Below are 21,230 nucleotides of genomic sequence, written 5' to 3' on the forward strand. Positions count from 1 at the left end.
AAGTAATCGCCTTATGTATGTTTATACAAACATTATTTTTTGTGTCTAGGCTCGCTAGAAACAGTTAATTTATGTCTTCCTTTTGCTCTTCTACGCGCTAGAACTTTTCTTCCATTCGCAGAAGCCATTCTGTCCATAAATCCGTGCTTATTTCTTCTTTTTCTTTTCGATGGTTGAAATGTTCTTTTGCTCATTGCTTTGTATCTTTAAAAATGGTATCTATTAACTCGTTTATTTGGTTTTGGATATCGTTGTTCAAAAACCGAGTGCAAATATACAAAGACTTTTTTTTCTGGCAAGCACTTTTATAAAAATATTTTTAATTCCTTTTACTATCTTTGCAATCACAAATTTACAATAATTATGTTTCACAAGAATATTAAACTTATTTTGGCCGGACTTCTTGTAGTGGCGGGCATTTGGCAATTTACAGAGAGTAATATTGGGAATGGTATATTCCTTATCTTATTGACTGCAATTCCAATTTTTCTTTATTTTAAAAACGAATTTATCCTTTTAGCTTTCCTTAAATTAAGAAAACAAGACTTTGCAGGAGCTAATAAATGGTTATCATATATCAAAAATCCAGAAGGTGCATTAGTAAGAAAACAGCAAGGATACTTAAATTACTTACAAGGTATTATGTTATCTCAAACCAATATTAACCAAGCTGAGAAACATTTCAAAAAAGCAATCGAACTTGGACTATCAATGGATATGGATTTAGCAGTAGCTAAATTAAACCTTGCGGGAGTTGCAATGTCACGCAGAAGAAAATTGGAAGCGACTAATTTACTTAACGAAGCTAAAAAATTAGACAAGCAAGGCATGCTGAAAGAGCAAATCACGATGATGAAAGAACAAATGAAGAAAATCTAATTTTCTAAATTACAATATTAAAAATCCCAAATTCCAAAAGGAGTTTGGGATTTTTTTATTGTAGATTATTGAATTTAGATTTCAGATTTATTCTCCACTAAAGATTTTCCATATAGTTTGTCATCCCGAGGAACGAGGGATCTCCGCAAGAAACTCCGCAAAGTAAATTACCAATCTTTGTCGAGCTACTTGCGAAGATTTCTCGCTACGCTCGAAATGACAAGATTGCTTGCACATTTTCTTAAATACATCTTTGTAAAAGTTTAAAACTTTAATAAAGATTACAAATCCTCAAAGTATTGGAATTTGGAATTTAAAAATTGGAATTTTAATCTTCCAATATAATAGAAGGCAAATTCTCATTCAGCCACTTATATTTATTGAGAATCATAATATGCGTTCCCCCTTTCACAATAATACATTTATCAATATACTTTATAGGGAAAACATCGTCATGATCTCCGTGAATATGTACTACATTTTCATCAATTTTATCGCGATCCCATAGAATTACACTTTCTACAGCCCATTGCAGATAACCTAAATCGCGCACAGATAAAAATTTCTCGTATAATTTAATCCTCTTATTAACCTTTTCGCCAAAAGAAAATTTAGCCAATTTTTCAATATTTAAAATTAATTGCATCGGGATTAACTTATAAGCTTTAGTAGTCTTTCCTATTTTCATTCTTCTCGGAAATTCCAGATTGCTTCGAACGCTCGATATAATAATTACTTTTCGTGTTTTTATATGTTTAGAAATTTCCTGCACTAGAATTCCGCCAAAAGAAACTCCAATCAAAACAGGATTTTCATCTTTTATATTTTTACTAATTCGAAGCGCATAATCAGATAAAGATTCTTTCGGATTCGGAATTTCCCATTCCAAAAGATGCATTTCAAAAACAGTTTCATCCAATTTTATTCTTTCAAAAATAGATGAACTCGCCGCCAAACCTGGCATAAAATAAACTGGAATTTTACTCATAACATTAAAATGAAATTACCATTAATACATTTATTCTAAAAAATAAAGTTACTTTTTTTAATATCATGATAATCAAATTTCAGACCTATTTTACAGGGATTCGAAAAAAATAAAACTTTGAAACAATAACTTAAACTTTATAGCCGCAAAAAATAATTCAATATTGAAAATCAAATGATTACCTTTGCATTTCCAAATATTTTTTGATTTTAAACCTTATAAGGAATTTTCTTTCAAGAATATTTTGGGGCCCAAATTCACTATTTACCAATAACCTAACAAGAAATTACTATGGAAACATCTGTAACTATGGAAATCAAAGACAACACATTTGCACGCCAATTCGAAACTGTCATCCCTGAAGGAATGTTAGCAGTTGAGTATCAATTTCAAGAGAAAAAAATCTTCTTAACCAAAATCAACAAACCTGATTCATTAGAGAACGAAGAAACAATCAACACTTTACTTAAAAATATATTAGATTTAAGTTCTGAAAAAAACTACAGAGTAGTTCCTATTCACCCAAAGATTGTCTCATTTTTCAAAAAGAACCCTAAATACAAAGAATTGCTTCCTCCAGGAATTAGAATTTAAAAATATCCAATAAGTCGGAGCCATAATCCTCCAATTACCATATAAATTAAGAGCATAACCAAACCGGTTATAAGCCCTTTGACCCACCAGCTCTTTAGGTCAACGTAGCCGCTCCCGAAAAATACGGGTGCCGGACCGTGACCATAATGAGTTAGAGTTCCGTAAAGAGATCCGACAAAACCAAGCATAAATGCGAGCAATAGTCCTGGAATTCCAAGTGAAACACCAACACCAAGTAAAGCTGCGTACATTGCTGCAACGTGCGCAGTGGCACTTGCGAAAAGATAATGGCTAAAGAAATACACTAATATAATAATCGGAAAAGCCATTTGCCAGCTTAATCCGCCAATTTGTGCTTTTACTAAATCACTGAACCATGCTATAAAACCTAATTCGTTAAGCGAACTCGCCATCATTACCAAAACAGAAAACCACACAATAGTGTCCCAAGCACCTTTTTCAGCTTTTACATCTTCCCAAGTTAAAACTGAAGTTAAAAGCAAAATCACTAATCCGATAAAAGCTGTTGTTGTAGCATCAATAGAAAACAAATCTCCTGTCATCCATAAGAAAAGCAGAATAAAAAATGTCAGCAACATCATCCATTCATCTCTTGTAATGGCTCCCATTTCTTTCAATTTCTGCATGGCAAGCTGTGGCGCATCACCGGTTTTCTTTAATTCTGGCGGATAAATTTTATACAAAACAAAAGGAATTACAATAAAAGCACATAATCCCGGAACAATCGCCGCTGCTGCCCAAGACATCCAAGTTATTTTTATCCCTAAATTAAGTGCAAATTTCTGGCACATCGGGTTACTTGCCGTTCCTGTTAAAAACATAGAAGATGCAATCAAATTCATATTATAACTATTCAAAGTTAAATATGCTCCGAGCTTTCTATGTGTTTCAGGTTTATCGGGCATTGATCCAAAACTCATCGACATTGATTTCATAATTGGATAAACGATTCCTCCTCCTCTAGCAGTATTACTCGGAACAGCTGGCGCTAAAACCAAATCTGCCAAGCCTAAACCATAAGCTAGTCCAAGAGAACTTTTTCCGAATATTTTTATGAATAGAAAAGCAATTCTATTTCCAAGACCTGTTTTTATAAATCCTCTTGCAATGAAAAACGAAATTCCGATCAGCCAGATTACTTTATCGCCAAATCCTCTTAATGCCATTGTTATCGACTTTCCAGGATCTCCAGGAGCTAAAACCTGAGACATTGCCGTTAAAGCAATTGCAATCATACACATAGTTCCCATTGGAGCCGCTTTTAAGATGATTCCTAAAATAGTAGCCACGAAAATGGCAAATAAATGCCAAGCTTCTGGAACAACACCTTCTGGCGCTGGAATAAACCAAATGGCAACTAAAACTGCCAGCGTAATTAAAGTCTGAGGAATTTTTACTTCTTTCATAAAAACAAAAATTAAGTGAATTAAATTCTAAGCTGCAATTGAATTAAAAACAAGTTATCGTTATAGGTTGATGTATCTGGAATACTTTTATCAAATCTGTCAATTTCAAATCCCATTTCGATACGGCCTGTGTACGATTTTCCGAATTCTAAACTAACCATTGGCGTGTAAGTTTTTCGAACATTTGAATCGATTTTATAACTCGGATCAAAAGATTCGTAGCGACAAGATACTTCAAGCGCTGTAAGTTTATTGTAATTTATCTCGTATCTAAAATTTGGCAGAAAATATATTCCTCGCATTTGATAATCGGCTACATTGTCTGTTCGAGCCTCAACTGGCAAAGAATAATATAAATTATGGTTTGTTCCTTGCTTGAATTCTATCTGTAAATCAAAACTAAGTTTATCGGTCAATTTAAAATCGCTGGTAATATCGGCTCCAAATGCAAAAACATCTTCTTTAAAGACTTTTCCGAAACCTCCATTTAAACCTAGATTAATTTTATGTTCTTTTGACAAACCAAAAACCCATCTTGAAGAATACTGTTTTCCGTTGTCTTTATCCATTTCCGTATTTTTTCCATTTCCATTTAAAATCGAAACAGCATAATTCACTGGAATTTTCCATACATCAAAAGCTCCTGTTGCCGATGCTCCTATCTGAAAACTTGTCCATCCACTTTTTCCAAATTCATAATACTGATTTGAAAAATCGAAAGATTTAATAATATCTACAGGAACAAGCTCCTCAATACCAAAGGCAGGTCGAAACTGCCCTCCTGTTAAGGCTATATATTTATTAAAAGTATATTTTCCGTAAGCATTCTCCAGAACTTTACCTTTTGGATCTGATTTAAAATCGGCTAAATTGACCAGAATTACGATTTCTGTAGTTTCGCTTAATTTGGTATTTAATCCGACACGCATTCTTTTTATATCAAAAGAACTTTGAACTGCATCTCCTGTTGAATGATGCGTTCCTAAAACGTCTACATTATCTCCAAAACTCTCTAAATATCTTGCTTGAAGAAGACCTTTTAATTGAAATTGCGGATATTTTACTTCTTCGGTTTCTTTTTTATCAGCTCCCTGATTCAAATCTCCTTGGGCATGCAAAAAAAATGGAGCTGTAAGGAAAAGGAACAAAAATGGCATTAGTAGACTTTTATTCATAGGCTTAAATTAAATGAAACAGTAATGCTTATATAGTGATTTAAAAATCAGCTCTTTATTCTTGAGATCAAAAAACTTAACTGCTTATAGTCAATGCGAAATGGAAATACTAAAATAACAAAAAAAGAGATTTTATGTAAAAAAAATTGCATTAAAATACTGTTATTAATATTGCCGCAAAAAAAAAGAGCATAAGTAATAAAACTTATGCCCTTTAAAATTTTTATTGAAAGATATTATTTCTCTATTTCTCTCATAGAATCCATTTTCTTGTGTGCTAAGAAACCAGCTACATCCTCAAAATGCTCTTTAACTCTTTTATTCCCGAATTCGAAAACTTTAGTAGCTAATCCGTCAAGGAAATCACGGTCGTGAGAAACTAAGATTAAAGTTCCATCAAAATCACGCAAAGCATCTTTAATAATGTCTTTGGTTTTCATATCCAAGTGATTTGAAGGCTCATCCAGAATCAACAAGTTTACTGGCTCCAACAATAATTTAATCATTGCCAAACGCGTTTTTTCACCTCCAGAAAGCACTTTTACTTTCTTTGTAATATCATCTCCTTGAAACATGAAAGCGCCTAAAATATTTTTGATCTGCGTTCTAATATCTCCAACCGCAATACTATCAATTGTTTCAAAAATTGTAGCATTTTCATCTAATAATGCCGCTTGATTTTGAGCAAAATATCCGATTTGAGCATTATGACCGATTTCAACGCTTCCAGAATCAACGCCAATTTCTTTCATGATCGCTTTAATCATTGTCGATTTACCTTCACCATTTTTTCCAACAAAAGCCACTTTTTGTCCGCGTTCGATTACGATGTTTGCATCTTTAAAAACTACGTGATCTCCGTAAGCTTTAGACATTTCTTTTACAATAACAGGATATTGACCAGAACGTGCCGCTGGCGGGAATTTTAAACGCAATGCAGATGTATCAACTTCATCAACCTCTACTATTTCAAGTTTCTCAAGCATTTTGACACGAGACTGAACTGCATCTGTTTTAGAAAATGTTCCTCTAAAACGCTCAATAAAAGCACGATTTTCAGCAATCATTTTCTGTTGTTCATCATACGCTTTCTGCTGATGTATACGGCGGTCTTTTCTTAATTCTAAATAATGAGTATATTTCGCTTTGTAATCGTAAATTCTTCCCATCGTAACTTCGATAGTTCGGTTTGTAATATTATCTACAAACGCTCTATCGTGCGAGATTACCACAACTGCTTTTGCTTGAGTCAATAAGAAATCTTCTAACCATTGAATACTTTCAATATCCATGTGGTTAGTAGGCTCATCTAGCAAAATCAAATCTGGTTTTCTCAACAAAATCTTAGCCAACTCAATACGCATTCTCCATCCTCCTGAAAATTCTGAAGTTTGACGTGCGAAATCTTCACGCTCAAAACCTAAACCAATTAGAATTTTCTCAACTTCAGCTTCGTAATTCACTTCTTCAATAGCATAAAATTTCTCGCTTAAGTCAGAAACTCTTTCGATTAATTTCATGTATTCATCACTTTCATAATCAGTACGAACTGTCAATTGCTCATTGATTTCATCTATCTCTGCTTTCATTGTAAAAATCTCACTGAACGCTTTAGATGCTTCTTCCATCACTGTTGCGCCATCCTCAGTAAGCAAATGCTGTGGCAAGTAAGCAATTACAGCTTCTTTTGGAGCCGAAATGCTTCCTGTTGAAGGTTTGTTTACTCCTGCAATTATCTTTAAAAGTGTAGATTTTCCCGCACCATTTTTACCCATAAGGGCAATTTTATCATTTTCATTTATAGCAAAAGAAACATCGCTAAAAAGTGTAGTTCCGCCAAACTGAACCGAAATATCGTTAACTGTAATCATTTGTCTTTGTTAATTTGTTTAATCGGTTAATCGTTTAGTAGACTACCCATTTTTTTCGTGCTGCAAAGATAATTTAATTAGATAATTAGGCAATTTGAAAATTAGATAATTTTGAAAATGTGTCAATTAGATAATCTGACCTCTTAAATAATACCTAAATCGCAGCAAACGAAACCCAAATGGTTTTCTCATATTTCAATTTTTTAATCTTACCTTGTACTATAATTTTAAAAATCAGCAAAATATGAAAACGAAATTAAAACTGACTTTTTACTTAATTGCAGGATTAATATTTGGACTTTCTGCAAATGCACAAAAAACCGTAATCAAAAAAAAAGCTTTACCAGCAAATGCTCAAACTTTTTTAAAAACCCATTTTGGCTCAAAAAAACCGAGCTACATATTAGAAGACAAAGAAATTCTTTCTACAGAATACAAAGTTAAGTTTGGAGATGATATAGAAATTGAATTCGATAAAAAAGGGAATTGGAAAGAAGTTGACGGCAATAGCTCTAAAATTCCAAAATCTATTGTTCCTAAAAAAATTGCCTCTTACATCAAATCGAACTTTCCTAAGGAAAAAGTAACCAAATTAGAAATTGGAAGTTCTGGTTATGAAGCTAAACTTACCAACGGCTTAGAATTAAAATTCAACTTGAAAGAAGATTTTATTAAGATTGACAAATAATTTTTAGCCACAGATTATAGGATTCCACAGATTTTTTGATCTTTTTAATTTTAATCTGTGGCTGAAAAAAATAAACCCGACAAGTCTCTAAAACCTGTCGGGTTACAAAAATTATCTCATTGTCAAATTGACCAATTATCTAATTAGTCTTTTCTCCATTTTTTAGTTTCTTCAAAAATATGTTCCATAATTGCAGCTTCTGTTGCATCAAACTCAATATTTCTTCGGCTCATTACCAACCTTGCTGTTTCAAAAGCTTTCTTAGTCACATAAGTTGTAAATCCTGCCGCGCCACCCCAAGAAAAACTTGGAACAAAATTGCGAGGGAATCCGCTTCCGAAAATATTAGCGCTTACACCAACAACAGTTCCTGTATTAAACATGGTGTTGATTCCGCATTTACTATGATCTCCCATCATTAAACCGCAAAACTGAAGTCCTGTTTTAGCAAAACCTTCTGTTTCGTAGCTCCATAATTTTACTTCTTCGTAGTTGTTTTTTAGGTTCGAGTTGTTAGAATCTGCACCGATATTGCACCATTCACCTAAAACAGAATCACCTAAAAATCCTTCGTGTCCTTTATTAGAATTAGCAAAAAGAACTGAGTTTTTAACCTCGCCGCCTATTCTAGATCCTGGCCCAACAGTTGTTGCCCCATAAACCTTAGCCGACATTTTTACCATAGCGTTTTCGCATAAAGCAAATGGCCCGCGAATTACAGTTCCTTCCATAATTTCAGCATTTTTACCTATATATATAGGCCCTGCTGAAGCATTTAAAGTTACGAACTCTAATTTTGCTCCTTCTTCGATAAAAATATTTTCTGGCGCTATTACATTTACACTTTTAGGAATTGGCTGCGAAGTGCGATCTTCAGTCAAGTACTTAAAATCCTGACGAATTGCGGCATCATTTTTAGAGAAAATATCCCAAGTATGTTCGATTGTTATACAATCTTCGTTGTATTGAATAATTTCATAAGAATCAAAATCGACTTCTTCCTGATTTTCGCTTGCAAAAAATGCAATTACATCTTCGCCTTTAAAGATTGCTTGGTTTTCTGTTAAATTAGAAACCATCTCTGCAAGAGTATCATTTGGCAAATACGCTGCATTGATCATTACGTTTTCTTCTAATTCGACCATTGGAAATTTCTCCGATAAATATTCCTCTGTTATGGTAGTGATTGTCGAACCTAGATATTTTTCCCATTTCTGACGAATCGTCATAATTCCGACTAAAATATCAGCTACAGGTCTAGTAAAAGTAAAAGGTAATAAAGCATTCCGAACGGGGCCGTCGAAAAGAATGTAGTTCATAAATAATTGAGTGTTTGTTAAAATTTGATTTGGTTACCTGGCTTCAAAGTTACAAATATTTTACTGTTTTAATTCAAAACCATATTAACGGAAAGTAATATTTAACGCATAAAAAAAGCCTTCCAGAGTTTGGAAGGCTTTTGTATAATGTAAAACAGCTATTATTTTTTAGCGTGTTTAGCGTATTTAGTTTTGAATTTATCAATACGTCCTGCAGTATCGATAAGTTTAGATTTACCAGTATAAAATGGGTGAGATGTTCTAGAAATCTCCATTTTTACAACTGGATACTCAACTCCGTCAACTTCAATTGTTTCTCTTGTATCTGCAGTAGATTTAGTGATAAAAACCTCATCGTTAGACATGTCTTTAAATGCAACTAATCTGTAATTTTCTGGGTGAATTCCTTTTTTCATCTTTTCTTTTATTTATTGTTTTAGAGCATTTTCATTTTGAAGCTTTTTCATGGCTAGAAAAAGGTGTAAACAAATACTACTCTTTTTTGTTTAAAAATTTAATTATTTTTGAGTGTGCAAATTTACAATTCTTTTTTAATAAACAAACAGTTAGCTTACTTTTTTTTAGTTTATTTCGAAAAGCTTTTTTTATATTCGATTATAGTGGGAATTACTATATTTGTGGATTAATTTTAAACATATCAAATATGATTAATGAAGTTATAAAAAAGAATGGCGTTACGTATGGAGTTATTTTAGGAGTTATCCTTTCATTATTTACGGCAACGATGTACGCTATAGATTTAAACTTGTTTGTTTCTGGTTGGATTGGCTCTATTAAATTTGCAGTTTATGTTATTATAGGAATTATACTTCTAACGAAAACAAAAAAAGAAATCGGTTTTTTATCTTTTAAAGACGCATTTACCACTTTTTTTATAACAACACTAATTGCTGTAATAATTTCTACTTTTTTCAGTATCGTATTATTCAACGTGATTGATCCTGAAGCAAGAACCACTATAGATGAATTATTGGTTAAATATATGGCCGAAACTCTGCAGAAATTTGGAACTCCTGCTTCTAAAATAAATGAAGCAATAGCTCAAATGAAAGAAAACAATCCTTTCTCAACTGTCGAACAATTAAAGGCTCTAATTTTCAGTATTATTGGCTATTCTATTTTAGGATTAATTTTAGCCGCATTTTTTAAAAGCAAATCTACACAAGAATAAAAATATAAATGAATTTATCTATACTTATACCGCTTCTAAACGAGGAGGAATCACTTAAAGAACTCTATACATGGATTATTAAAGTGATGCAATCTAACAATTACTCTTATGAAATCATTTTTGTAGATGATGGTAGTACAGATAATTCTTGGCAGATTATTGAAGGTTTCTCTAACGAAAATCCAAATGTAAAAGGAATTCGTTTCATGAAAAACTTTGGAAAATCTCAGGCTTTACATGCTGGTTTTGCAAAAGCAAAGGGCGATGTCATTATTACTATGGATGCCGACTTGCAAGACAGTCCAGATGAAATTCCTGAATTGTATGAAATGATTACAAATCAAAAGTACGATTTGGTTTCTGGATGGAAAAAGAAACGTTACGACTCTGTTGTAGCAAAAAATCTTCCGTCTAAATTATTTAACTGGGCCGCTAGAAAAACTTCTGGCGTTGAGTTAAACGATTTTAACTGCGGATTGAAAGCCTACAAAAATGTCGTAGTAAAAAACATTGAAGTTTCTGGCGAAATGCACCGCTATATTCCTGTCTTAGCTAAAAATGCAGGATTTGGAAAAATTGGCGAAAAAGTGGTAATTCACCAAGCCAGAAAATATGGTGAAACTAAATTCGGAATGGAGCGTTTTATAAACGGTTTCCTAGATTTAATTACAATTTGGTTCTTATCAAGATTCGGAAAAAGACCTATGCACTTATTTGGCGCTATGGGCTCTTTAATGTTTATCATCGGATTTTTATCTGCTGGATACATTGGGGTTTCTAAACTATACCATATGTATACTGGAATGAAATACACTTTGGTTACCAATAACCCATGGTTTTATATTGCTTTAACCACAATGATTCTTGGTACTCAATTATTTTTAGCAGGCTTCTTAGGCGAAATTATTCTAAGAACTAAAAACAATGAAGCTCGTTATAAAGTAGCTCGAGAGGTTAATTTCTAAAAATATTTTAATCATCTTTAAAACCTTTTAACTATACAAAAACAAAATTTACAATGAACATAGCACCAAACATATTAAACGCTGTAAACGAATGGCTGACCCCAACCTTTGACCAGGAAACGCAAGCTGCCGTTAAAGAATTAATGACAACTTCGCCAAAAGAACTTGAAGAGAGTTTTTACAAAAACTTAGAATTTGGAACTGGAGGAATGCGCGGTGTAATGGGTATTGGAAACAATCGAATCAATAAATATACGCTTGGAAAAAATACTCAGGGAATATCTGATTACATGCATAAGGTTTTTCCAAACGAGCCTTTAAAAGTAGTTATTGCTTACGATTGTCGCCACAACAGCAACACTTTGGCAAAAGTGGTTGCTGATGTTTTCTCTGCAAATGGTATTCAGGTTTATTTGTTTTCTGATTTAAGACCAACTCCAGAATTATCTTTTGCCCTTAAATATTTAAAATGTCAGTGCGGAATTGTTTTAACAGCTTCTCATAATCCACCAGAATACAACGGTTACAAAGTATACTGGCAAGATGGCGGACAGATTGTTCCTCCACAAGACAAAGAAATTGTTAATGTAATTGAAAACTTAAGCTATGACAAAATCAAATTTAGCCCAAACGAAGATTTGATTCAGTACATTGACACCGAAATAGACAAAGCTTTTATAAAATCGTCTATCGAAAATGCAAGTTTTAACACTCCAGCTGAAGCTAAAGACAATCTTCAAATTGTTTTCACTTCATTGCACGGAACTTCTATAAAATCAGTTCCAGACACTTTATCTCAAGCAGGATATAAAAATGTTCACATTGTTCCTGAACAGGCTATTCCAGACGGGAATTTCCCAACTGTAAAATCTCCAAATCCAGAAGAACCAGAAGCTTTAACAATGGCTCTAGCCTTGGCAGACAAAACAAATTCTGATATTGTGGTTGGAACAGATCCTGATTGCGACCGTTTAGGAGTTGCAGTTCGTAACAATGACGGCAAAATGATTTTGTTGAACGGAAACCAAACTATGGTTTTAATGACTTCTTTCTTATTGAAACAATGGAAAAAAGCAGGCAAACTAAACGGAAAACAATTCATTGGTTCAACAATCGTTTCTACTCCAATGATTATGGAATTGGCGACAAGTTACGGTGTTGAATGCAAAGTTGGGCTAACTGGCTTTAAGTGGATCGCTAAAATGATCAAAGATTTTCCTGAACTTGAGTTTATTGGAGGTGGTGAAGAAAGTTTCGGATTTATGGTTGGAGATGCCGTGAGAGATAAAGATGCTGTTGCTGCTACTTTATTAATTTGCGAAGTTGCAGCTCAAGCTAAAGCTGCTGGAAGCTCTGTTTACAAAGAACTTTTACAGCTTTATGTAGAAAATGGCTTCTACAAAGAGCACTTAGTTTCATTGACTAAAAAAGGAATGGAAGGTTTACAAGAAATCAACCAAATGATGATTGATTTACGCGAAAATCCTTTAAAAGAAATCAACGGACAAAGAGTTATCATGGTTGAGGATTACCAATCTTCTATCGCATTAAATTTATTGGATGGATCTGAATCAACAATGGATATTCCTAAATCAAACGTATTGATTTATTACACAGAAGATGGATCTAAAATTTGCGCTAGACCTAGTGGAACTGAACCTAAAATTAAATTTTATATCAGCGTAAATGCTGAAATCGAATCGGTTTTAGATTTTGATGAAGCAGAGAAATTCTTAGACAGCAAAATACAAAATATCATTGCAGACATGCAGTTAAATTAAATCTGCTTTTCTCAATTGTACAATTTTGCACCTAACATGCAAAATTAACAAGTTAGATATCTTTGAACTCTGATTTACAATCTCTAAAGTAAATCAGAGTTTCTTTTATAAAAAAAACTAAAAAGAAATTGAAAACACCTCAATTGGATTAATTTTGTGCAATAAAATTTGCTTGCTCAAAATAATTTTAATCCAGAAATGAGTTATCGCATTAAAAGAAAACAATATCAAAAAAAATAAATGAGTAATTTCAAAAAAATAATTCCTTTTATATATCCGTATAAAAAATACGCATTCTTAAATATCTTTTTTAATATTTTGTATGCGCTTTTCAGCACACTTTCGTTTGTCGCTTTAATACCTATGCTTCAAGTATTATTCGAAAAAGGAAAAAAAGTTGAAATAGAACCAATTTATCAAGGTATTTTTAAAATAAAAGATTATGCCGAAGACTATTTGGCCTATTACATTACCACGGCACAAAAAAACCACGAACCTGGTTATGTTTTATCGGTAATGGTAGCCATTATTATTTCGATCTTTTTGCTTAAAAACTTAGCCGATTATTTGGCAATGTTTTTTATTAATTTCCTTCGAAATGGTGTTTTAAAAGACATGCGAAATGCATTGTACAAAAAGACTTTGGAGCTTCCTTTGGCATTTTATTCTGAAAAAAGAAAAGGAGATGTAATTTCTAGGATTTCAGCTGACGTAAACGAGGTTCAAAATTCTTTTTTAGCCATCTTAGAGCTTATCGTAAAAGAGCCTTTAACGATTATTTTTACAATCACCACTATGCTTATCATTAGTGCTAAGCTAACCTTGTTTGTATTCATTTTCATTCCTGTTTCTGGATATATTATTTCGTTGATTGGAAAACAGCTTAAAAAGCAATCTACTAAAGCACAAGAAGAACAAGGAAGATTTCTTTCTACAATCGAAGAAACAATTGGAGGATTAAAAGTTGTAAAAGGTTATAATTCTGAAAACTACTTTAATAAAGTTTTCCAAAATTCGACAGAGCGTTTTTTCACTTTATCAAACAGCATCGGAAACCGTCAGAACTTAGCTTCGCCTGCAAGTGAATTTATGGGAATTACTGTAATTGCCATTCTACTTTGGTACGGAGGTCAAATGGTTTTGATTGATAAAACATTACAAGGCGCAGCATTTATTGCCTACATGGGATTAGCTTATAATATTCTAACTCCTGCAAAAGCAATTTCTAAAGCTTCTTACGGAGTAAAAAGAGGAAACGCCGCTGCAGAACGTGTTCTTGAAATCTTAGAACAGGAAAACACCATCGTTTCTAAAGAAAATGCAATTGAAAAAACAACTTTTGATAATAATATCAGTGTTCAAAATGTAAACTTTAAATATGAAGAAGAAACCGTTTTAAAAGACTTTTCTCTTCAAATTAAAAAAGGACAAACTGTTGCTTTGGTTGGACAATCTGGAAGCGGAAAAAGTACAATCGCTAATTTATTGACACGTTTTTATGATGTTAATGACGGTTCTATTTCTATCGACGGAATTAACATTAAAGACATGAATTTACAATCGCTTCGCAGTTTGATGGGATTAGTTACGCAAGACAGCATTTTATTTAATGATACTATTAAAGCAAATATTTCTTTAGGAAAGCTAGATGCTAGTGATGACGAAATTATCGAAGCGCTTAAGATTGCAAATGCTTATGAATTTGTAAAAGATCTTCCGCAAGGAATTTACACTAACATTGGAGATAGCGGAAACAAGCTTTCTGGAGGACAAAAACAACGTTTATCTATAGCTCGTGCCGTATTAAAAAATCCACCAATTATGATTTTGGATGAAGCAACATCAGCATTAGACACAGAAAGCGAAAAATTTGTTCAAGTCGCACTAGAAAACATGATGCAAAACAGAACTTCGATCGTAATCGCACACCGTCTTTCTACCATTCAAAAAGCAGATGTAATTGTAGTAATGCAAAAAGGAAAAATCGTTGAACAAGGAACCCACGAAGAGCTAATTGCACACAACGGAACTTATAATAAATTGGTAACAATGCAATCTTTCGAATCGTAAGAAATCATTAAATCCAAATTAATACACGCAGATTAAGGAAATATTAAAACTCAATTTTAATTTCTTTAATCTGTGTTTATTTTTATAACTTTAGGTTAGTTAAAGATTGAAATCATTTAATCTCAAGAAAATGTATCTTAACAACCCCAACATAAAACTTCCCGATGATCCCGATACTATTGTTTGGAAATATCTGGACTTATCTAAATTTCTTGATTTATTACTCTCTAAGAAGCTTTTTATGTCGCGTTCAGACAAGTTTGAAGACCAATATGAAGGCACTTTTAGCGAACCAACTTACGAAGAGATAAAAAAACTTGCTGCAGACAATCCAGAGTTTTTAAATTACTACAAAACGCATCGTGAAAAAGTAGCAATAAGCAGCTGGCATATTAACGAATACGAATCGTTTGCTATGTGGCAGATTTTTACCAAAAACAATGAAGGTTTAGCCATTCAGTCTACTATCAAAAGATTACAGAAAGCAGTAAAACCGGAGAATAATTTTGATCAATATATTGGCGAAGTAAACTATATTGATTACAAAAAAGAATACATTCCGTTTGACGATCTATTCTTTCCGTTTTTATTCAAAAGAAAAAGTTTTCAGTACGAAAGAGAAGTCCGAATTCTAAGTGATACTTCAAAAAGCGATATCAAATTAAACGACGGATTAAAAATCAACGTCGACATTAATCAATTGATCGAAAAAATATACATTCATCCAAAATCTGAAAACTGGTACAAAAAACTGGTAATAGAATTAGTTGAACGTCTAGGATTTGGTTTTGAAATCGAAAAATCTGATCTTGAGAGTGATATATTGATTTGAAGTTGCTAAGGTTCTGAGATGCTAAGATTCTAAGTTTTTTTTCTTGCCACGGATTAAAAGGATTAGAAAAATTTTTTCCCGTTTCTGATTTGATTATGTTCCGTAGGAACATTTCATTGGTAGAAAATTATATAGTTACAGTTATTTTACGTTCCGTAGGAACGTTTGATTTAGATATTTTTTTAACAATGCAACGCATCAAACGTTCCTACGGAACGTAAATTGGTTGAACGTCATTTTTTTTACCGACCAGACATTCCTACGGAATGATGACCTGATGCATAAAAATGAAAAACGCTGTTTTAATTAATAAAAGTAATTTAAAAAGAGAGGCTGTATCAACTTATTGAAACAGCCTCTCTTTTTAATAAAAATCTTTTTAATCCTTTTAATCTGTGGCAAAACCTTAGATCCTTAGCATCTTAGAAACTCAGAATCTTAGATAGGCTTATAACTCTTCACTTCCCATTTTTTAGAAGCTAAATCTATATAATTATAATGCAAAACATCATTTTTATCAAACTGACCATTTTGGTTGGTATCTTCAATTGTTCTAAAATACAGACGGTTTTTAGATTCAATTAAACTCCAATCTACCAATTCCTCTAATTCTGCTGAAACTTTTGTGAAATTTCCTCCACTTATATCGCTTAAATATAAAGTTTTAATATCGCTGGTATCTATTTTACCATCTTTGTTTGTATCCGAATCTGTTAGTGTATAAACCATAACATTATTATGCGTTTTATCTGCAACAGTTTTTAAATAAGTAGCTGTTAAAATTAAAACTGGTTTATCAGATAAAGGTCGGATAGAATCTGAATCTACTTTTTGAAATTTTAAATTCTGAAGAAATCCTGTAATTTCATATTCTCCTAAATTAGAAATTGTAAAACTTACATCGTTTACACTCGAAGAACCATAACGAGCTTTTGCCCCCCTTTCATAAACTCTTAAATCTCCAACGGGGTGAATCAAATAATTAGTGCCTTCCATTTGAATAGGAAGATCTGCAATTTCAATTTGTGTTGAGTCTGTTTTTACTGCGCCTGTGCTTACTTTATTAGAAGCACCATAAGTTACTTTTGGTTTTTGAACTTCTTCTCGGCAACTTATAACCGTCCCGACAAGTATAAGGGCAATATATTTAAAATACTTTTTCATCTACAATGATTATATACGATTATCAAATATACTATTTTTGATTGTATTTTTGAGTTTTATTGAATTTTACAACCAACATCGAAGCAGTTTATAACCTCGCATTTAATTTAACGTTAAAAACTCTCGAAGTCATATAATTTGGAATCGCATATTGATTTTTTGAATAGACATCACGAACCCAAGTATTTGTAATTGCGTTTTGATTGTTGAAAAGATTAAAAATTTCTAGCCCAAGAGACAACTCTTTAAACTTTTTCAGCCAGCCTGTTTTTATATTTTGCGTACTTGCATCTACAAAAACCTTTGCAAAACCAATATCAGCTCTTCTATAATCATTCAGTCTATTTTGATATAAATATGGATCTGAATATGCTGGCGCTCCTCCTGGCAATCCTGTATTGTAAACCAAGTTCAAATACACTTTTACACTTGGAATATTCGGCATATAATCCTGAAACAGCATTGCAAACTTCAATCGCTGATCTGTCGGACGAGCAATATAGCCTCTATTTTCGTAATTCTCTTCGGTTTTCATGTATCCAAAACTTATCCAAGATTCGGTTCCTGGTACAAATTCGCCATTTAATCTAAAATCAAGACCTTGCGCATAGGCTTTTGCATTATTATTGGCAACATATCGAATTCGAACATTGTCTATCGAATAAACGTTGACATCTGAAAGCGATTTATAATATAGCTCTGTCACCCATTTAAAAGGACGATTCCACATTTTAAAGTTATAATCGTTACTTAAAACAATATGAATAGCTTCTTGAGCTTTTACATTTGGGTTCACAACTCCGTCCAAATCTCTCAATTCTCGATAAAATGGAGGCTGATGATATAATCCTCCGGAAATTCTAAAAACCATATCGCGATCCCAATCTGGTTTTATTGCAAATTGTGCACGCGGACTTACTACAAATTGTGTTTTTCCTTCTTCTGCCGCTCCCGCAACATTCCATCCTTGAAAACGCGCTCCTAAATGATACCAGATTTGGCTTGAACCAATTTCTGATTGTTTGTTCCATTGTGCGTAACCCGAAAATCTATTTATAGTATTAAAATTTGTAGCACGAATATTTTGATAAGGTAAAAGCGGCCCTGTATAAGGCGTGTAAGGTTCATTGTTTTTAGGAATAACTACCAAAGGCGGATTAATAGAAAATCCTGCAGAATCAATTACTTCCCATTCCACTACTCGATCTCTAATAGATTCTCTGGTATATTTTAAACCAAACTCTAATTGGCTTTCTTTCCAGTCTTTAATTCCTTTAAGCTCAATGTTTGCAATTAAAGCATCTAAATCGTTTCGAGCATGATTTAACTGAGAACCAATTCCGCGTGTAAAATCAATTACTGAAGCATCTTCTGAATTTTCAGCGTTTACATTTCCTAAACGATATTGAGCCAAAATATCAAAATGCTCTTTTTCTGTGGTATGAAATAAGGAACCAATTAATTTTAAAGTAAGTGTAGGCGATACTTTATAAGTAGTTTTTAAAGCTCCGAAATAAGTATCGTACTGATCTTTTTCCTGTCCGTCATAATAAACCGAAAGCGCCATTGGCTGATCTATTGTTCCAAAATTAGTTTGGCGCACCAAAGGCTCATACGAATATTTATTCTGAGAAATATTCCCTAAAAAGCTCATCTGCCATTTTTCAGAAATATCATAATTGATATTAGTCTGAATATCGGCAAAAGTTGGCTTGTAATTTGTCTGTGTATCTTGGCTATTTACTAAAAGACTGTTATTTCTATAACGGACTCCAGTTACGGCAGACCATTTTTTGTTTTTTGAAACCAAATCGACTGCAGCACTTCCTCCTAGAAAACTTGCTTCAAAAGCAGCTCCAAATTGAGTTGGCTTGCGATACGTAATATCTAGAACAGAAGATAATTTATCTCCAAACTTCGCCTGAAATCCACCAGCAGAAAATTCAACATTCTGCACTAAATCTGTATTGGTAAAACTAAGTCCTTCCTGCTGCCCCGAACGAATTAAAAACGGACGATACACTTCTACTTCATTTACATAAACTAAGTTTTCATCATAATTCCCGCCTCGCACCATATATTGCGTGCTTAATTCGTTATTTGAATTAACGCCCGGAAGTGTTTTTAGAATGTTTTCGATTCCGGCATTTGCACCTGGAATTTTCTTAATGGTTTCAGTATCTACTGATGTAATCCCTTGAACTCTTTTTCTATTTCCAGAAGAAACAAAAACTTCACCCATTTGTTCCTCAGAATTATTCATAATCGGATTAAAAACAAAAACTTCGTTTGTTTTCAAACTAACAGTCAAACTCATCATTTTTAAAGAAACGTGAGTAAATATCAAAGAAACCTTTTTGTTTGACGGAATTACAATTTCGTAAAAGCCATTCGAATCAGACTGAACAAAAGCATCTTGTGAAGAAACATTAACCCCAGAAACAGGATGTTTTTCTGCATCTAAAATCAGCCCCTTAATATGAGCGTTTTGAGCCAATGCAATACAGCTGATAAATAAAAAAAGAAAAGCGAATGTAAACCTATTTTGACTCAAAGATTTTGGGTTTTATTTTTTTTGACTTCTAAAAAAACGTGTTTCAAAGATAGCAGTATTTCCTACATTATCAACTACCTCAATTTTTAAAACGTTTTCTCCTTCTGCCAAATATTGATCATCAAAAGTATGAGTTATTCTTCTTGCTTTATTTTCGTATTCAAACAAAACCCAACTTCCGTTTAAATAGCCGTTATAAGATTTTATTCCAGACAATGCATCGTTAATTGTAAAATCAATTTTATTTTGATCGCTGATCCACTTTCCTTCAACAGGTTTTACAATTTTTATGACAGGCGCAATTGTATCCAAAACCAAGCCATATGTTCCTAATATTTTTGCTTTAGCAGTAAAAACATCTCCTTTTCTAATTGTTCCGTTATAGCTTGTTCCCTTACCAATATAAAGCTTATCTCTTAAAGATTCTGGATAAGTGTCGTCTTTTATAGTGATCGTAAAATTGGAATGCACAGGAACTGTATCGTCATGAATGAAAATTTTATTATTCCTAACATCAAAATTCATATTGAAATCATCGTAGAATGTTCCTGCCGGAAAGAAAACCGACATATTATCTTTTTCGAAATTAGTATCTCTATTATACTTGATGAAATATTTTCCGCTAACTGGTTCAGCCTCTACAAGCGGTGTCGCAGCATCAAACTCGATTGGAACAGTAATCGAATTCATATTTCCAAAATAGTCCGAAACCTCAATTTTATAATTTGAAGCCAGATTAGGCTCTGCTTTTACAATACCTCGAAGAGAATCTGTTTTAATAATACTCAAAGCAAAAGGCGTTTTCATAAAAAGTTTCTGCACACGTTGTCCTGATTTTTTATATCGAGGATAATCGATCAGAGCGTTTACATACCGCATTTCATCAAAAGAATAGGTATTAAACTGATAATTATAATTCTGATTTCCGTTTAAAAAAGTCGAAACATTAAAAACTCCATTTTTGTTATGCGAAACATCATCAGTGTCCACCGCGTTGATTCCGAAACCAATTTTTCCGTTAGCTTTTACTTTAGAAGCCAAATAAGTTCCGTCTTTTTGTAGCGTCATATTAACCAATAAAGGCTGTTTCGAAAGATTTACGGTTGCGTTATCTAGCGGATAAACATACAAACTTGACAAAGTAGGTTTTTTGGTATCTTTTATATTTTGGTCAAAGCCAAAGAAAATTGGATTGATAACAAACTCCGTTTTAGTGTCTCTTATTTCAAAATGAAGATGCGGACCTTCAGACGATCCAGTATTTCCAGAAAGACCTATTATTTCTCCCTTTTTCACAGGAAGCTCGTCAGGTTTTGGAAACATTTCGATTTCATACGCTTTTTCTTTGTAGTGCGTTTTTTTTACATAATCTAAAATTGGCCCAACTGGAGTTTGCAAATGCCCGTAAACAGAAGTATAACCATTTGCATGTGTAATATAAATGCATTTTCCGTTTCCGAAAGTCGAAATTTTGATTCTCGAAACATATCCATCCGCAATTGCGTGCACGCTTAATCCTTCTCTTTGATTGGTTTTTAAATCAAAACCAGCATGAAAGTGATTTGGTCTTAATTCTCCAAAATTACCAGAAAGTTGCATTGGAATATCTAGCGGAGGGCGAAAATAGTCTTTAGGATACTGCGTTTGCGCAAATATAGAATTACAAATCAAAAGGGTAAGTACAGCGAATCTCATAAGCAACATTTTTGCTAAGATAAATAAAAATAAGCC

18 protein-coding genes are annotated in these 21,230 nt (G+C 33.0%); 8 read left to right on the top strand and 10 right to left on the bottom strand.

The window, feature by feature from the left end:
- Positions 1 to 32: 32 nt before the first annotated feature.
- Positions 33 to 194 carry a 50S ribosomal protein L34 gene (gene rpmH, locus AC1Q5Z_RS20680; protein WP_008464848.1) on the bottom strand — a complete coding sequence of 54 codons (162 nt, stop codon included), beginning with the start codon at positions 192 to 194 and terminating at the stop codon, positions 33 to 35.
- A 169-nt stretch (positions 195 to 363) separates the two neighbouring features.
- On the opposite strand from rpmH, the gene AC1Q5Z_RS20685 reads away from it, so the two are divergent.
- The gene (locus AC1Q5Z_RS20685) at positions 364 to 879 is read left to right on the top strand and encodes a DUF2892 domain-containing protein (RefSeq protein WP_198858193.1); all 516 of its coding nucleotides are present in this window, start codon (positions 364 to 366) and stop codon (positions 877 to 879) included.
- Between the two features lie 328 nt (positions 880 to 1,207).
- On the opposite strand, the gene AC1Q5Z_RS20690 is transcribed toward AC1Q5Z_RS20685, so the two are convergent.
- Positions 1,208 to 1,867 carry an alpha/beta hydrolase family protein gene (locus AC1Q5Z_RS20690; RefSeq protein ID WP_343588481.1) on the bottom strand — a complete coding sequence of 220 codons (660 nt, stop codon included), beginning with the start codon at positions 1,865 to 1,867 and terminating at the stop codon, positions 1,208 to 1,210.
- Positions 1,868 to 2,158: 291 nt separating this feature from the next.
- Here AC1Q5Z_RS20690 and AC1Q5Z_RS20695 point away from each other — a divergent pair, with 291 nt between their 5' ends.
- Entirely contained in the window at positions 2,159 to 2,461 is a 303-nt protein-coding gene (locus tag AC1Q5Z_RS20695; protein ID WP_286966543.1) for a GNAT family N-acetyltransferase, read from the top strand.
- Here the strand turns inward: AC1Q5Z_RS20695 and AC1Q5Z_RS20700 are convergent.
- From AC1Q5Z_RS20700 to AC1Q5Z_RS20710, 3 genes are all read right to left on the bottom strand, one after another.
- Positions 2,458 to 3,888: an anion permease gene (locus tag AC1Q5Z_RS20700; RefSeq protein WP_198858195.1), complete on the bottom strand. Its 1,431-nt coding sequence runs from the start codon at positions 3,886 to 3,888 to the stop codon at positions 2,458 to 2,460. The genes AC1Q5Z_RS20695 and AC1Q5Z_RS20700 overlap by 4 nt on opposite strands.
- 20 nt (positions 3,889 to 3,908) lie before the next feature.
- Positions 3,909 to 5,063 carry a porin gene (locus AC1Q5Z_RS20705; RefSeq protein WP_492446659.1) on the bottom strand — a complete coding sequence of 385 codons (1,155 nt, stop codon included), beginning with the start codon at positions 5,061 to 5,063 and terminating at the stop codon, positions 3,909 to 3,911.
- Positions 5,064 to 5,299: 236 nt separating this feature from the next.
- A complete protein-coding gene (locus AC1Q5Z_RS20710; RefSeq protein ID WP_198858196.1) occupies positions 5,300 to 6,934 on the bottom strand; it encodes an ABC-F family ATP-binding cassette domain-containing protein in 1,635 nt (544 codons plus the stop codon).
- 244 nt (positions 6,935 to 7,178) lie between these two features.
- Here AC1Q5Z_RS20710 and AC1Q5Z_RS20715 point away from each other — a divergent pair, with 244 nt between their 5' ends.
- Positions 7,179 to 7,622 (top strand): PepSY-like domain-containing protein, encoded by a 444-nt coding sequence (locus AC1Q5Z_RS20715; RefSeq protein WP_492446660.1) that lies wholly within the window; start codon positions 7,179 to 7,181, stop codon positions 7,620 to 7,622.
- Positions 7,623 to 7,765: 143 nt separating this feature from the next.
- Here AC1Q5Z_RS20715 and AC1Q5Z_RS20720 read toward each other — a convergent pair whose 3' ends face one another.
- Both AC1Q5Z_RS20720 and AC1Q5Z_RS20725 read right to left on the bottom strand, forming a co-directional pair.
- Positions 7,766 to 8,941: a GlmU family protein gene (locus AC1Q5Z_RS20720; protein WP_343588484.1), complete on the bottom strand. Its 1,176-nt coding sequence runs from the start codon at positions 8,939 to 8,941 to the stop codon at positions 7,766 to 7,768.
- Between the two features lie 161 nt (positions 8,942 to 9,102).
- Positions 9,103 to 9,357, bottom strand: a complete 255-nt coding sequence (locus AC1Q5Z_RS20725; RefSeq protein ID WP_111363726.1) for a type B 50S ribosomal protein L31 — start codon at positions 9,355 to 9,357, stop codon at positions 9,103 to 9,105.
- 248 nt (positions 9,358 to 9,605) lie between these two features.
- Between AC1Q5Z_RS20725 and AC1Q5Z_RS20730 the strand changes: the two genes are divergently transcribed.
- The 5 genes from AC1Q5Z_RS20730 to AC1Q5Z_RS20750 all read left to right on the top strand — a co-directional run bounded on the left by AC1Q5Z_RS20730 (position 9,606) and on the right by AC1Q5Z_RS20750 (position 15,781).
- Positions 9,606 to 10,133 (top strand): DUF4199 domain-containing protein, encoded by a 528-nt coding sequence (locus tag AC1Q5Z_RS20730; RefSeq protein WP_492446663.1) that lies wholly within the window; start codon positions 9,606 to 9,608, stop codon positions 10,131 to 10,133.
- A gap of 8 nt (positions 10,134 to 10,141) precedes the next feature.
- Complete coding sequence (locus tag AC1Q5Z_RS20735; protein ID WP_198858200.1) at positions 10,142 to 11,098, top strand: glycosyltransferase family 2 protein; 957 nt, start codon at positions 10,142 to 10,144, stop codon at positions 11,096 to 11,098.
- A gap of 53 nt (positions 11,099 to 11,151) precedes the next feature.
- A complete protein-coding gene (locus AC1Q5Z_RS20740) occupies positions 11,152 to 12,879 on the top strand; it encodes a phospho-sugar mutase (RefSeq protein WP_198858201.1) in 1,728 nt (575 codons plus the stop codon).
- A gap of 240 nt (positions 12,880 to 13,119) precedes the next feature.
- On the top strand, positions 13,120 to 14,949 hold the full coding sequence (locus AC1Q5Z_RS20745) for an ABC transporter ATP-binding protein (protein ID WP_343588485.1): 1,830 nt from the start codon (positions 13,120 to 13,122) through the stop codon (positions 14,947 to 14,949).
- Between the two features lie 130 nt (positions 14,950 to 15,079).
- On the top strand, positions 15,080 to 15,781 hold the full coding sequence (locus tag AC1Q5Z_RS20750; RefSeq protein WP_111380149.1) for a DUF2971 domain-containing protein: 702 nt from the start codon (positions 15,080 to 15,082) through the stop codon (positions 15,779 to 15,781).
- A 438-nt stretch (positions 15,782 to 16,219) separates the two neighbouring features.
- On the opposite strand, the gene AC1Q5Z_RS20755 is transcribed toward AC1Q5Z_RS20750, so the two are convergent.
- From AC1Q5Z_RS20755 to AC1Q5Z_RS20765, 3 genes are all read right to left on the bottom strand, one after another.
- Positions 16,220 to 16,945, bottom strand: coding sequence for a CREC-EF hand family protein (locus AC1Q5Z_RS20755; protein ID WP_343588487.1), 726 nt, complete (start codon positions 16,943 to 16,945; stop codon positions 16,220 to 16,222).
- A gap of 88 nt (positions 16,946 to 17,033) precedes the next feature.
- Positions 17,034 to 19,499 carry a TonB-dependent receptor plug domain-containing protein gene (locus tag AC1Q5Z_RS20760; RefSeq protein ID WP_492446666.1) on the bottom strand — a complete coding sequence of 822 codons (2,466 nt, stop codon included), beginning with the start codon at positions 19,497 to 19,499 and terminating at the stop codon, positions 17,034 to 17,036.
- A gap of 12 nt (positions 19,500 to 19,511) precedes the next feature.
- Positions 19,512 to 21,194: a M23 family metallopeptidase gene (locus AC1Q5Z_RS20765; RefSeq protein ID WP_343588489.1), complete on the bottom strand. Its 1,683-nt coding sequence runs from the start codon at positions 21,192 to 21,194 to the stop codon at positions 19,512 to 19,514.
- Positions 21,195 to 21,230 lie beyond the last annotated feature (36 nt).

The organism is Flavobacterium sp. GW823-FHT06G12 (assembly GCF_058794775.1).